General features: G+C 63.0%; 15 protein-coding genes. 6 read left to right on the top strand and 9 right to left on the bottom strand.

The annotated features are described in order from the left end of the window. Positions 1 to 217: 217 nt before the first annotated feature. The 4 genes from mobF to MPC4_RS03235 all read right to left on the bottom strand — a co-directional run bounded on the left by mobF (position 218) and on the right by MPC4_RS03235 (position 5,725). Positions 218 to 3,334, bottom strand: a complete 3,117-nt coding sequence (gene mobF / locus MPC4_RS03250) for a MobF family relaxase (protein ID WP_174511256.1) — start codon at positions 3,332 to 3,334, stop codon at positions 218 to 220. Then, positions 3,331 to 3,663 carry a hypothetical protein gene (locus MPC4_RS03245; protein WP_174511255.1) on the bottom strand — a complete coding sequence of 111 codons (333 nt, stop codon included), beginning with the start codon at positions 3,661 to 3,663 and terminating at the stop codon, positions 3,331 to 3,333. Before MPC4_RS03245 ends, mobF begins: the two co-directional genes overlap by 4 nt. 137 nt (positions 3,664 to 3,800) lie before the next feature. Further along, the gene (locus MPC4_RS03240) at positions 3,801 to 4,748 is read right to left on the bottom strand and encodes a BRO-N domain-containing protein (protein WP_210253585.1); all 948 of its coding nucleotides are present in this window, start codon (positions 4,746 to 4,748) and stop codon (positions 3,801 to 3,803) included. A gap of 260 nt (positions 4,749 to 5,008) precedes the next feature. After that, a complete protein-coding gene (locus MPC4_RS03235; protein WP_174511254.1) occupies positions 5,009 to 5,725 on the bottom strand; it encodes a BRO-N domain-containing protein in 717 nt (238 codons plus the stop codon). Between the two features lie 735 nt (positions 5,726 to 6,460). Here MPC4_RS03235 and MPC4_RS03230 point away from each other — a divergent pair. From MPC4_RS03230 to MPC4_RS03215, 4 genes are read left to right on the top strand one after another with little or no spacing between them, the layout of a single operon-like run. Continuing rightward, positions 6,461 to 7,291, top strand: coding sequence for a hypothetical protein (locus tag MPC4_RS03230; RefSeq protein ID WP_174511253.1), 831 nt, complete (start codon positions 6,461 to 6,463; stop codon positions 7,289 to 7,291). Positions 7,292 to 7,300: 9 nt separating this feature from the next. Further along, positions 7,301 to 7,879 carry a hypothetical protein gene (locus MPC4_RS03225; RefSeq protein WP_174511252.1) on the top strand — a complete coding sequence of 193 codons (579 nt, stop codon included), beginning with the start codon at positions 7,301 to 7,303 and terminating at the stop codon, positions 7,877 to 7,879. Between the two features lie 4 nt (positions 7,880 to 7,883). Beyond that, a complete protein-coding gene (locus MPC4_RS03220) occupies positions 7,884 to 8,780 on the top strand; it encodes a P-loop NTPase family protein (RefSeq protein ID WP_174511251.1) in 897 nt (298 codons plus the stop codon). Positions 8,781 to 8,818: 38 nt separating this feature from the next. After that, positions 8,819 to 9,514 (top strand): hypothetical protein, encoded by a 696-nt coding sequence (locus tag MPC4_RS03215; RefSeq protein WP_174511250.1) that lies wholly within the window; start codon positions 8,819 to 8,821, stop codon positions 9,512 to 9,514. 96 nt (positions 9,515 to 9,610) lie between these two features. Here the strand turns inward: MPC4_RS03215 and MPC4_RS21450 are convergent, their stop codons facing one another. The 4 genes from MPC4_RS21450 to MPC4_RS03200 form a co-directional block, all read right to left on the bottom strand. Then, positions 9,611 to 9,742, bottom strand: coding sequence for a hypothetical protein (locus tag MPC4_RS21450; protein WP_280514715.1), 132 nt, complete (start codon positions 9,740 to 9,742; stop codon positions 9,611 to 9,613). An 84-nt stretch (positions 9,743 to 9,826) separates the two neighbouring features. Continuing rightward, positions 9,827 to 10,246, bottom strand: coding sequence for an Arc family DNA-binding protein (locus MPC4_RS03210; protein ID WP_174511249.1), 420 nt, complete (start codon positions 10,244 to 10,246; stop codon positions 9,827 to 9,829). After that, entirely contained in the window at positions 10,212 to 10,460 is a 249-nt protein-coding gene (locus MPC4_RS03205) for a hypothetical protein (protein ID WP_174511248.1), read from the bottom strand. Before MPC4_RS03205 ends, MPC4_RS03210 begins: the two co-directional genes overlap by 35 nt. A gap of 76 nt (positions 10,461 to 10,536) precedes the next feature. After that, entirely contained in the window at positions 10,537 to 10,929 is a 393-nt protein-coding gene (locus MPC4_RS03200) for a single-stranded DNA-binding protein (RefSeq protein WP_174511247.1), read from the bottom strand. 858 nt (positions 10,930 to 11,787) lie between these two features. Here MPC4_RS03200 and MPC4_RS03195 point away from each other — a divergent pair. Further along, entirely contained in the window at positions 11,788 to 12,267 is a 480-nt protein-coding gene (locus MPC4_RS03195; RefSeq protein WP_174511246.1) for an HNH endonuclease, read from the top strand. A 128-nt stretch (positions 12,268 to 12,395) separates the two neighbouring features. Further along, the gene (locus MPC4_RS03190) at positions 12,396 to 12,797 is read left to right on the top strand and encodes a hypothetical protein (RefSeq protein WP_174511245.1); all 402 of its coding nucleotides are present in this window, start codon (positions 12,396 to 12,398) and stop codon (positions 12,795 to 12,797) included. Here the strand turns inward: MPC4_RS03190 and MPC4_RS03185 are convergent. Next, positions 12,790 to 13,389, bottom strand: coding sequence for a Uma2 family endonuclease (locus MPC4_RS03185; RefSeq protein ID WP_174511244.1), 600 nt, complete (start codon positions 13,387 to 13,389; stop codon positions 12,790 to 12,792). The genes MPC4_RS03190 and MPC4_RS03185 overlap by 8 nt on opposite strands. Positions 13,390 to 13,434 lie beyond the last annotated feature (45 nt).

Below are 13,434 nucleotides of genomic sequence, written 5' to 3'. Positions count from 1 at the left end.
GAGGCCCGGATTTGGCGAAAGGGTTCGCGAGTCCGATTCTTTTTTGTTATCCATTGCGAATTCCGCTTCGTTTCACGAGTCGTCATCGGGAGTTTTGAGCGCGATGCCGCTTTCCGGTCGTTAGGCGGCGTTTGAACTGACGAGTAACCAGCGGCATTTCCAGCCGTCGGAGTTTCTGACTCGTGATCCACGTGCAAGTCGGTCGTCGTTGAGGCCGTCACCTTCCTGGCGACGGCGGGGATCGCCGCGGAGCCGGCGTCGCGGCCGCGGGACCGGGTCGCGGGCCGCCGTCCGGGGCACTGGCGCGGCGCCCGGCCAGATGGTCCTTGGCGAGTTGCGCGGCCTGCCTCAGGGCCTCGGCGGCGCGCTGAAGCAGAGTCTCGAGGTCCTCGCGGCGGCGGGCGAACGCATCGCGGGCGGCGCCGGCGTCGAACGCCGCGCGGATTTTGCGGCCGATGTCTGTCGTTGATAGCCCGGCCGTGTCGATCTTGTGATGAGAACCGAGGCCCGCGCTGACACCGTCCTCCTGTCGTCCCCGCGCCTTGGCGGCCAGATCGATGCCGAGAGCCTTGTAGGGTTTTTCTGAGGTATCCCTGGCCACCCTGTCCCAGAGGTCCTCGTCGGTGATGGGCGTCGCGTCGCCGAGCGCCATGGTCCTACGGACGGCGCCAAGCACGGCCGCCCTGGCGATCATCGTATGGGTCTGGCCGGTCGCGCGGCTTTCGGCGGTGTACATCTTGAAGGCGTTTGCGTTCCCCGTGCCATGCGGCAGCGCGTTGATGTGCTCGCCCCTCGTGCTCATGCCCTGGGCGGCGTCGACCGTGAAGGCGCGGCCGAAGCCAAGCAGGAGTCGCCCGGTATCCTTGTCAGTAAGCCGCTTCCAGTCGACTTCGGCGGCCTGCCCGCGCTCGTTGCGCAGGATCAGTCCCGTGTCTGTCTTGCCCGTGACTTCGACGATGTCGCCATTGTTGCCGATCGAGCGACGAACGCCGTCGATGTCCGCCATCGTCTTCCGATAGAGGCGGAGCTTGTCGCCCGTCGCGATCGGCAAATTGCAAAACTCGGGCTTGTCGCCGCGATAATAGACCGCCCTATGGACTGTCTGGTCCGAGCCGATCTGGCCGCGTGCGATCAGCCGCTCGCGGATGGCCTGGCTGATGTCGCCCGCCTCTGCGTTGGTGAGCGTCGTTATGGTGACGCCGGCACGCTTGTCGGCGGCGCGGAGAGCGTCGGTGCGATCGATGTAAAGGTCGGCGATTTTCTTGACCACCTGGTCGTAATCGCCCTCGATGAGATGCGCGGTTCCATCCTCGCGCTTCATCTCGAAGGCGGTCTCGGCGTCGCCGTCGCGGAAAAGGGAGGCTATTTTCTGGTCGCGCGCGCTTGTCTGGCGCATGGCGGTCAGAACTTCGGGCAGCGCCGATTTCGGCAGGACCCGGCGCAGCAGCTCGATCGTGTCGCCGGCCTCTATGGACTGGACCTGCTCGCGGTCGCCCAGCATTTTGATCGTCATCCCGGTCTCGGCCTGCAGTTTCAGAAGCCGCAGCATTGGCCGGGGCGCGATCTGGCTGACTTCGTCGATGATGAGGACGGTGCTGGCGTTCGGCTGGAATTCCCCTTTGTCGATTGCGTCCAGGAGGGGTTGCAGGGCCCAGGTGTCCTCGATCTCGGCGTCTTTCAGCGCGTCAGCCTGCCGCCAGGCGGTGGCCATTCCGGTCAACGCATTGCCCGCGTCCTTCCAGGCGCGGGCGAGGGGCCGCAGCAGCGTGGTTTTGCCGGCGCCGGCGACGCCGGTGAGCAGGGAGAGCTTGCCGCCGCGCCCAAGCGCGTAAATCGCCGCCGTCTGCTCTTCGCTGAAGCGGACGCCGGGGTCGGCCACTTCAATGGAGGCGATGCCGCGCCGGATCTCTTGCTCCGAAAGGGTTCTGGACCGGTCGAGGGACGCCCGGCGGGCCGCTTCGGAGAGGCTCTGTTCGATGCGGATCTGTTCGGTATGGGTGACGCGCATCTTGTCGTCGAGGAGGCCCTTGATGAGGGAGACCGGGACGCCGTTATGCCTAATGCCACTCTCCTCGATGATGTCGACGACGCGGTCGACGTCGTCGCGGCCGCCGCTGACGCCTGCGGCGATGAGCCCGCGCGTGGCGTGAACGCGGAGCTTTTCGTAGTCGATGACGGCCGCCGTCTGGAATTCCCGCGAGATAGATGCCGCCGCGTATCGATAGGCGATGTCGTGGCGCTGTTCGTCCGTCCAGACCGGATGCTGGGTTTCGTTCAGGACCGTGTCGTGGGTCCAGCCGAGATCGGCCGCCTGCTGGCGCCAAACCTCGTGCGCGTCCTCCTTGGTCTTGCCGAGGCGGCCGTCGGCGCTGGCCTCGTGCAGCAGCTGCCGTTTCCGCTCGACGCTGAGTTCGTCCCATTCGATGCCGTTCTCGCGGGCGAACTTTCTTGCATCGCCGATGACCTGCCGGTCCCGCTTGCTGAACAGGGAGACCGCCGCGTCGGGTATGGCGGCGACGACGACGGCCTGTTCCTCGGCGTCGTAGCCGGTGCGGATGCCGAGCTCGCGCAACCGGTCGGCGAGCTTCGCCTGGAAGTAAGCGCCATATTCGTGGACCTTGGCCGGCGTCAGGGCGCGCGCGTCGATGGAGCCGATCCGGCCGTCTTTGGTGACGACGAGGTTCGGCACAAAATTATGCAGGTGGTAATGCGGATCGCCGGCGATCGGCGCCTCGATCAGATAGGTGGCCCCATCCGGGCCGTTCTGGACGGCGAGGGTCGGCCGCGCGGCGTCATGGGCGAAGGTGACCCAGCCGATTTCGCCATGCTCGGAGCCTTTTTCGCCGGCGTGGCCTTTGCGCGCCCAGGCGAGGTCGTCGGCGAGATAGCGCAGGGCGTCGTCATTGGCGGACATGACGGCCTGACGGATCGCCGCGGCCTCCGATGGGGTCGATGCGAACTCGGCCGCGAGCGACACGGATTTATGCGGCGAAAACACAAAATCGAAGCCGCTGTTTTTGCGCTGGTGCTCCGACCAGGCCTCGCCATTGTCGGCGCGCCTGGCCTCGAACAGAGGATCGAGCTCGGCGTCTCGCGCGGCCTGTCGATGGTCTTTGATCCCGAGCGCTGCGGCTACGGCGGCCGGCATGTCGGGCCGCCAGCTCGCGCGTTCGTCGCGACCTGTGTAATATTCGGTGAGGCGTTCGCCGGACTCAAGCTGCCGGCCGGCGCGGTCGATCGCCCTGACCGGGTCCTGCTGCGGCGCGCCCTGGGTCAGGTAGCGGCGGATTTCGGCGCCGTCCGAATCGGCCGCGACTTTCCTGAAATTCATCATTGCGCGCTGCCCGGCGTCGCCTCAGGCCGGCGCTGCTCGAGCCGCATGATGGCGTCGAGGGTATGTCTCTGGAGGTCGTACAGCGCGCCCTGCTGCGCGATCATCCGCGCGAGGAGGTCGGACAGGGTGGGTCCTTCCTGTTCGGCCTCCTGCGGCGTGACCAATTCGACGAGGCGGGTCAGGAGCCCCATCAGCGTTTGCTGCTGATCCTGCAGCGAGTGGCCGTTGACGAGCAGGGCGTCCTGGGCGCGATCCATGACTTCGAGTTTTTGGGCAATCCTGTCGAGGGCATCGGCGATTGCCGCGAGGGCGCGGGCGTCGGCTTGCATCTTGTTCTCCATATCCGTGGACGTTTGCATCCATCGGATCGGAGCGTGCGGGCGCGCCGCGCGAACGGGAAATCAGTTTGGCGGGGGGAGGAGCGCCTTGCCGAGTCGGGCTGGCGCTCCCTTGTGCGGCTCGGCGCTCATATCGTGCGGGTTGGCGGATCGAAGCCCAGTTCAGCATATTGCGCGGCGAGAGTCGCCGCGGCTTGCAGCGTCGACTCAAAGTCCCGCAGCAGGGGGCCGGCATCGTCGAGCGCTGGATGCCGGGGTCGAAAATAGGCCCAGTGAAAGTCGAGTTTTGTGGTCAGCACGGACAAAAGGCGAAGGTTCAAACCGTCGATGTGATCGTCGCCGTCGAACGGTCTCTGGATGCCGGCGCCATGGCCGTCGCGGGCGCAATCGATGACGTCAGGACGGTTTCTTGGCGTGAAGGCGAGGTAGTACATCGCGGCTTCTGTGATGGCGGGCAATTGTTCCGGGCCATGCGACGTGTAAATGGTGACGGTTCCCTGTTCTGAGTCGGGGATGCGGTCAAGGGCGGCGGCGGGGTCGCGTAGACCGAGGCCCGCGCAAGCGGGCCCTGCGAGAAAGCGGAATTTCTCGTGGCCCGAGAAAGGAATCCTCGCCCCGAACAGAATCTGAAGCAGAGCGTCGGGGTCTACGAAGTCGCCGGAATAGATGTCCTGGAAACGGCGTTGTGCGTGCTCGATGGCGGCCTGGTGGCCGGTTTCGTATCGCCCGGTCTCGCGGATTGAGGGAAGAACCTCGTTCGTCACCCATTTCCGAAATTTTTTCGACTCAGGCTTGCGACTGGTGAAGATCAAGCTGTAGAGACCCGATTCGTTGACAACGCCGAGTTCCTGTGCGCCACGAAGGGTCTCCACAGTGTGGACCCCCTTCTCATCATTATCGAGGCGCGAGATGACTTGGCTCGTATTCTTGAGTTCGAGCACCTCGCAGACGTCTGCGGCGACGAACCATATTTCGTCGCGCTTTGAAATCATTCTCACGGTGTGATTTTCGAATTTGAATGCGACCGGCAGAGTTTCGACTCTAGAAGCGTCTGGTTGCGTATTCTGGTCATCCATAGTTCTGGTTCCTGACATTAGTAACAGTGAGTTAACCAGCATGCCTCAGACCTTAAATGAATGCGGCGCAATCGCCCAAGCCGGGCGCTTGCCGCTCTTTTCGGATGCTAGCGGGGAAGGCTGGCGCCCGCCGGCGCGAATGCGAAATCAGGCCGGCCTTGTCGCACAGGCCCTTCCGGCGCGCGGCGCCTCGTCCGTGGGACGTTTGAGGCCGCTTGTCGCCCGCCGGGCGGGCGACGGGCAAAAGTTCCCCGGGACGTTCAAGTTGTGTCCCATTTCCTGAGATCAGCCGTGCCAAGAAAGTGGTCTGCGGTTTCCGCGCCGAGCAAGATCGTTGAGTTGAGCGTGTTCAGGGCGAATCCGTTGGAGGGTTCAATTCGCAAGGAATGCAAGTGCTGAAGCTTTTGCCATAAGGCTTCGATGCTTTTCAGCGTGTGGCAGAGAAGAGCGAAGTCAACCTCATTCGATTCCTTCTGCAACGATGCGAATTCATTTCTGTAAATATGCGCCTGCCCGTCCAGTAATACAGTGACGGTATATCTGCCTGGGTACGGCAGGTGTACGTCGACGCCGTCCCGGAACGCGTCTATTTGTGGCGCCGCGTCGGCTTTTTCTGTCTCATATAGGCCGGTCTTGCGGATCGTCGGCAGGACCTCGTTCGTGACCCATTTGCGAAACTTGCGCGCCTCAGGCTTGCGGCTCGTGAAAATGAGGTTGTAGAGACCCGACTCATTGACGGTCAGAAGGTTTTGGGGGCCACCAAGGGTACGAATAGTATTCGTACCCTTTTCATCGTCGTCGAGTCGCTCGACGGTCTTCCCCGTGTCCGTGAGCTCGAGCACCTCGCAGACATCGGCAGCCACAAACCAGGTCTCATCGTCTTTCGAGACCGTCCGCACGACGTGGCCCTCGAACTTGAATTCGACCGGCAGGCCCTCCGTTTGAGAGGGGGTCGCCTGGGTATTCTGGTCGTCCATCTGAATTGTCCCTTTGTTGTAAGTTCAATCGGTTAGTCAGCGATCACGGCGCGATGCACGGGTGTTGGCCGAAGCCTCGCCGGGCCGCTGCCGCGCCCTACCGGCCGCTGATTTGACGAGGCTGGCGCACGCTGGCGCGAACGCAAAACAGCTATGCCGCCCGCCGCGGCCGGCGCCGATGCGCGCTATCCGGGGAGGGGGCAAAGCGCGCGCCGCCGTTGCCGCACCGGACGCCCTGCGAGGCCCATGGAGTGGCGGGAAGCCACGCGTTGGTTTCCCAGCTGCAAAACCCGCGGTTCGCCTCTGGCGCCTTCCTAGGGCCACCTGCACCGCAATCTGGAGAGAAGAACGCGCGCCGGGCGCGGAGGCGCGCCGGTCTTTGCCCCGGCGGCGGCTTTCCTGTTGCGCGTGTTGTTGTTTTTTTCGCGCGAAGCGCGCGCGCCGGAGGCGCAGGGGGCAGCAAGCGCAGCGAGCGGCCCCGCACTAATGGTGCATTGGTCCATGTAGCTTGTTTTCTTCGTTTTTTGCTGTCCGCCGGCCGTCCGGGCGCTGTCAGTGGAGCGTCCGGGGTCTGTCTGGGAGGCGTCCGGGATTTTCCCGCCACGAGGCGGCGGGCGCGCGCCGGAAGGCGGAAAATGCCTGCGAAAATATTCTCGCGTTGGTGCGACATTTTTCGAGGCGTTCGCGCGGCGGGGTGTTGGGATGGCTCTCGTTCGAAGCGGGAGGGATCCTGACATGAATGCTTATACTAGCGATTTAGCTCAAGTCGCGGCGGAGGGCGAGAGCGGCTGGGCGCGGCGCGACGCACGCCCGAAGCTGATTATGACCTTCGGGCGCGGCGCGAGCGGCAAGAGCCTTTGGGCGAGGTGGCTGGTTGATGAGGCGCGTTCGCGCGGTCAGGTGATGATCGTCGCTGATGCGGATCTGATTAATCCGTCGCTGGCCCCGTTTTACCCGGACGCAATATCACTGGCTGGCGGCTATGAAGATGACATCATCGACTGGATCGGAAGAATAGTTGGTTTGCAGAGAGAGAAAAAGGCGAACGCCGTCGTTGATTTTGGCGCGGCGGCCTTTCCGCTGAAGGAACTCACGGACACTTTGCCTCTTACGGATTTTTTGGAGCATCAGGGGATAGAGCCTGTAGCGGTTCATTTGCTCGGCCGGGATCACGGAGACTTCGCCTATTTGCAGCACGTCGAGCGCTTGATTGCGCCGGCGGCGACAATTCTTGTGCGGAACGCGGGGGTCGTTTCACGGGGCCAATCGGTTGAACGGGGCTTGCGGGAAATGATGGAGCATCCTGCGTGGGAGGCGGCGCTGCGGCGTGGGGCCAAACAGGTCGTTATGCCGATGCTTGATGGCGTACAGGCGATAAGCGCCCTCCGAGTCGGGATAATCGACGCTATGCGCGGGCGGCCAGATAGGCGGCCGCCCCTCGGGCCTGTGGCGCGTCAGTTAATCGCGCTGTGGCTTCGGGAAATGAAAGAGTCTTTCGCGCCAGTGATGGAGACGCTGGGGTGCGGGCAGGAGGCGACGGATCCCGTTCGCGTCGGGCGCCATTAGGATTGGATCATGAGTTCTGATCGGAAAGGCAAAGACAGAATTCTGGAGATGGTCGCGCGGCCGAAAGTGCGTTCGTCGTTGTTCTGGTGGCTTCTTGAAAACCATGACGAACTTGTTGAGGCGGAGGGCGAGACCGGGTTGGGTCTTCGGTGGGGCGAGCTTTGCGGCCAATTCGCCGCACTGGGACTGGCGGATGTCAATGGCAAGCCGGCCACGGAGCAAACTGCGCAGAAAACATGGTGGCGCGTTCGCAAGGCGAGAGCGCGCCTTGCGGAGCGGCGCGCGGCGGCGGAGGCGGCGCGGGCCGCGAACAGAGCGTCCAATCCGCGCGGAAACATGCCGTCGCAATGGCGAGGAACCTATGGGCCGGCGCTGGTGGAGAAATCTTCGGCGCGAAGCGCTGTAATGGCGTCGGCGTCGAGGGCGCTAGTTCCGGCGGGGGAGCCAGGCGGCAAGATAGAACCATGGGAAGAGGAAGGTTTAACGGATGAAGAGCGCAACAATCTCAAAACGCAATTGCTGGGCGTGAGGGCGGAGTTCGCGCGAACCGACAAACATAATACCCCGAAACCAAACAAGAGGTTTTAACGCAATGGAACGGAAATATTCGAGTGCTGAACGCCTGCCGATCTTGATGATCGTTGTTGGGCGTCAGCGCGTGGGGAAGACGTCGTTTCTGAATACGACGGCGCAATTTCTGCGCGCACACGGCGCAGAATTTCAAATCTGGGACGCGGATAAGCTGAATACGACATATAACATGTCGATTTTTCACGGAGATGCGCGACAGCCGAAGTCGTTGGATCCGGAAGACATCAAGGCGTGGCTCGAGGAGCGATTTATCGAGCTCGTGACGGAACGGTTTGACGCGATGCTTGACATCGGAGGAGGAGACACGCCTTTGGCGCGTCTCGTTCAGGATGTGCCGGTCGTCGCGACGCTCGAGGGCGAAGGCGTGCGCGTCGTTTTGGTGCATGTGATCGGGCCGGAACTGGCTGATCTCGATTATCTCGAGCGATTCGCCGAGGACGAGTTATTGGCGCCGGAGGCGACGTTGATCGTCATGAATTCCGGGCTGGTTTTGTCGGGCAGGTCCAACGAAGTCGCTTTTTCACAAATCCTGGACCAGCCGGCGATTGCGAGAGCCGTCCGAAAGGGAGCGCGGATCGTGACAATGCCGAGGTTGAATTGCATGTCGCAGGTGACGGATCGCGGAATGATGTTTGAAGACGCGATGAATGGTCTTGCAAAACCGGGGGGAAAGCCGTTGTCGCTTTTCGACAAAGTGAGGGTTCGCCAGTGGTGGGAGGACGAACTGCCAGGGCTGTTTTTCGAGAGGATTCCGCCGCTCTGGTTGCCCGAGATGCATGAGCGGCAGGAGAGCGCAACGATGTTGGCCGGAACGGAGCCGAAGAGACGCGAAAAGGGCAGCAGGTCGTCGGCGGAGCTTTCCGGAGCGCCTGGGCAGGATACGCAAGCCGCGCCGTAGATGATGCGGACCGGCATTCTGGTGGAACGGAGGAGTGGATGGAAAGCGGCGGATCGAAAACATTGGCGCCGACCGCGCCGGCGCTGGATCTGGAGGCGCATGTGCAGGCGGTCGAGAAAGCGGCCAGGGATTGGGGCGTTAGCGTCGACCAGCTGGAGGGCAAGTTTGTTTCGGCGCTGCTGGCGGCGATCAGCGCCGTAGGCCGCTCGAACATTGCGACGATCGCCGATTTGGGAAGGCTTCTGGAGGGAACGCGAGAAGCGGGCGAAGTCGAGTTGCGCAGATTGAAAGCGCTGCTTGACGGTGGTCAGCAGGTGCTCGAACTCGCGCGGGAAGCGGCCAAGACGGCGGCGCGCGCGCAGAAGCAGACGCGGGACGAATACGACCAGGCGATTGTCCGCGTGGCGAAGACGATGGCGGATAAGCTGCTGGACAGCAGCCAGCGATGGCTGGTGTTGAAACAGACGGACTACAACCGCAGGTCGGCGTGGCGGCATGCGGCCGTTGTGAGCGCGGCGGTCATCGCGCTTGTTGCGCTGGGGTACGGATACCGCGGGTGGCAGGACGGCCCGGCGGCCGAGGCGCTGGAGCGCTGCGCGGCGGCGCCGATCATGTTGAAAATCGGGGATCAGGCGCAGCTGGTGCCGGCTTGCCGGCTGGATCATCTCGCGAAGCGAGACGTCAAGGATTTTCCGGAAGCTCTGAGAGAGTGGTTCGCAGAATGGCTCCCGTAGGAGGGTGCCGGTCCCAGCGGGCAAGACCTTCGATGGCGGCGGGTCGACCGGCTCCGGAGGAAAGCGAAGGCGCGGGAGCCTCCGCCTTTCTTGAAGTCAGAGTGTGGCGAAGAGGGCGTCATTAAGGGTCTGTTCCAGGATGGCGACTTTATCGCAAGCGTCTTTGTAGAGGATTTCGAGGGAGGCGAGGGGAGCGCCGTTAAAATCAAGCGGTTGCAGGAGCTGCATGCAGACTGCCCGTCTGGACGCGCGTGCGTTCGAGAGGGCTTCTTCGATCTTTCCGATTCGGGCGGCCGGCGATGTCACTCGGATCTAATCTTCAGGGTGGGACGAGGCCATGCCCGCTGCCGCGATAGCGGCCTCCAATCTCGCGGCAGCCCGGCTCGCTTCAATCAGCGCCTCCGCGATTGAGGGAAGTTCGTTTTGGAGGCGAGAAACAATTTCCGCGTTCAGGCTGCGGCCGTTCGCCTTCGCCGCGGCTTTTAACCGGTCCCTCATGCCGGCCGGCATCCGAACAACAAACTGGTCGAGAAGACGACTCGCACTGTTTTGTATCACGACGGATGCCTTTCGTTTTTGGCGAGATTGTTCAAGGCGGCCTGAATCTGAACGCTGAATGAGGTTGGCGAAGCGTTCAGGCCGCGGCCCGAATAGAAATAAACATGTGTCGGCGCGAACGCGATGCGGGTTGGCCCGGCTAAGGCGCACCAAACCGAGGGGACGCGCGGCCATGCCGCGGACGCACGTCCGCGATCGAAGCGGGCGGCGCTTTATCGTGGATGACATACTCGCCAAGTTCGGGATCGAAGACTCCGCCCAATCGGGTTGGATGCTCGCAGGGAAGCGCGATCGTCTTGCCGGTCTCGAGGATAATTCCGTGCGAGACGATCTGTTCGCGCTTGTGGGTGCGTTCATTCATTTCGGTGATGACGATCAAGAGGATCATGGTGTTTCCTTGCGCGGCCTGGCGCTTTGAGCGACTGGAAAAAAGAAAGGGGAGGCTTGCGCCTCCCCACGCTTGATCAGAAGGGAATGTCGCCTTCGCGATCGGCGTTCGCCGCCGCGCCGGCCGGTCGCTCCTGCGCCGCCGTCTGCTTGCCGTCGGCCCTCGCGAGGCAGGCGAATTGGGTGCAGACGAGGTTCACCGTGTAGACCTGCTCGCCGTCTTTCTCGTAGCTCGCCTGCCGGATGCGGCCGCGGGCGTGAACGAGATCGCCTTTGTCGAGATATTTGTCGATGTAGGTTTTCGTGCCGTCATCGAAGATGGTGATTTCATTCCAGTGCGCATCGTCGACCCACTCGCCGGTCTTGTTCTTCCGCGAATAGTTGGAGGCGATGGTGACGCGCATCGTGGAGCCAACCTGCTTGATCGATCCAATGCGGCCGATGAGTGCGAATTCTGCGATGTTTCTCATGGGACTTAACCTCTGTCTCTAGCGCCGCGGGCTTCCGGCTCATCCGGTGTGTTCCCTCGGTGCGGCCAAAAAAGCCGGGCCGATAAACCGGGACCGCACCCTCGACTGCCGCCGTTTGGCGGCAGCGTGGGCCGGAGCGCAGCGGAGGACGGCGAGAGGGCGGCCATTTTGGTTCGCGAGGAATTCGGCCGCAGGCCGAAGGGGAAAATGGTTGCCCGCAGCCGTTGCGGGTCCGGTTGGCCCGGCTAGGCCGCGCAGAAACGAGGGGACGCGCCGGCATGGGCCGGAAGCTGCCGGTGTTTAATGCGAGACAGAAAAAGAGGCCCATGAAACGAAGGAAATGCGCCTCACGGCGCGCCGGCGTCGCATGGAGCGTCCGCGCCAGGCGCGACTTGACCATCCCGCCTTACCTGTTCGCGGAACGTCCGGGCGCGTGAAGCGCGCCGGGGGTGATCCATCGTCTCGACGATTCCGGGGCGCGAAACCGTCGAGAATCGAGGCAGACGATCGCCGGCGCGCCTCCGCCCGCGGGCTGGCGCTGAGATCGCGGCGCAGGGCATTCACGCGAACAGCGCTCGCCTTCGCCTTCTGCAGGCAAGGGGCATCGGCTTAGCGGCGAGACGCGGGGATTTGCGACCGCTCGCGGGGGGAGAACGATGCAAGGGACAATTTCCCCCAGAGCCTGAGGGGAGGCGCAGGCGCGCACCTTGCCTGTTGAAAAAGAGAGAGAGGGCGGAGAGGACGGTCAACCACCGCCTTTGCGTTCGCGCCGCGGTCGATTGCAATGATCGCGGGCGCCGAATGCGGCGCTGGGGAACAAGAGGATCGAAGCACATGCGACGAGTCATTATGGGCGTATTGGCGCTCGAAATCGCCGCCGGAACCTGGCTGGTGGCGAAGGCGCAAGATGCGAACTTGCCGGATCCCACGCTGACGCCGGGGGTGGTTGTCGCAGTGGATCAGGCGACGCTGTGTCAAGTGGATTATGCAGCCAGCGTCCGTCATTACGATCGCGACGTGCGCAACCGGGTGTTTGAATCCTATGGCCTGGTTGACGTCGATCGGCGCGATTACGAGCTCGACCACCTGGTGCCGATCTCCCTTGGCGGCGCCCCGGATGATCCGAGGAATCTGTGGCCCGAGAGCCGCAGGACGGAACCGTATAATGCCGAGGTCAAAGATACGCTCGAGGATGTTCTGCATCGCGAGGTCTGCGCTGGGGATTTGCCGCTGAAGGAGGCGCAGGACGCGATTCGAAAGGATTGGATCGCGGCGTACAGAAAATATGTCGGGCCGGAGCCGCGGCGCTTTGTGGCGCGCAGCCAGGAGAGGGAATAGGCCCGTCGCCACGGAGGCGTGGTCTGGATCTGTCGGGTCGGCGGGAGCGGGATCAAATCGAGTGTGGAAAATTGCGGCGAGGCTGCTGCATCGAAAGAGCGGCGCGAAGCGAAGGACGGAGAGTTGAGGTGAGCGGCAATACGCAGTTTACGCGCCTGTCACGCGGGGTGGAGGTAGTCCGTGACAGGGCCGTTGCGAGCGTTGTCTGGAAGGCTGAAAAGCTGGATCGGATCGTGATGGTCCGTCGCAGCGACGGCTTTATGTCGACGGTCGAGATTCCGGTGGAGATTCGGGCAGACCTGCGATCATTTGATCGGGAGGCTGTGGCGCGCCATGCGCGGGCTTTGAGCCTCGCGGTTCTTTGGGCGTTGCCTGACATGGAGTTTGCGTGCGTCGAGAGGTTGGGCCGGGCGCCGTTGCGGGACGGAGCGTCGCCAGCCGAGTTTGGCGCGATCCGGCATTTTGCGCCGAGGATGATTGGCATCGACATCGGCGAGTTTGAATTGGTGGATCGACGGCGGTTCAACTGACAGTTTCGCCCGGTGGGCGATCGTCGGCGTCGTCGCGCGGTTCGAAGACGAGACCCTCGTAGAGTTCGGCGAGAGCAAACTCGACGCCGATTTCCGGCATGGCCAGAATGGCGCCGTCGGGGAGAATATCGAAGGTCCAGCGATCGCCGGCTCTGGCGTAGACGGTGGCGCCGACGCGGTCCTGCTCAAGCATGACATAGCGCTGGACGGAATCTTTCGCCTGATATTCACGGGCCTTAACGATCCGGTCCGTGCTTGCGGTGCTCGGGCTCAGGACTTCGAAGATGACGACTGGATCATGAACGATCGTGGCCGTCCTCTCGACGGGCGTGCAGACGACGATCCCGTCAGGATAGCGGATATGATCGCCCGCCACCTGGATCTTGAGATCGCTGCCGTAAAACCTGCACGGCTTGCCGCGCAGTCGAGTGCGGAGCGCGGCTGCGAGGTTCGCCTGGATGTCGGCGTGGCCGGCCGTTCCGCCGGTCATCGCCTGGGGCGCGACGCCGTCGAACTCATAGCGGATCGGCTGCCGCTTTTCCCATTCGAGGAATTCGGCGAGCGACATGGGTTTGCGCAGGGCGACGTTCATAGCTGGTATTCTAGCACGAATCTTCATGGGTTTCTCGGCTTAAGT

Source organism: Methylocella tundrae, from assembly GCF_901905185.1.
GTDB classification, from domain to species: domain Bacteria; phylum Pseudomonadota; class Alphaproteobacteria; order Rhizobiales; family Beijerinckiaceae; genus Methylocapsa; species Methylocapsa tundrae.
This window is presented reverse-complemented; position numbering and strand designations above follow the sequence as displayed.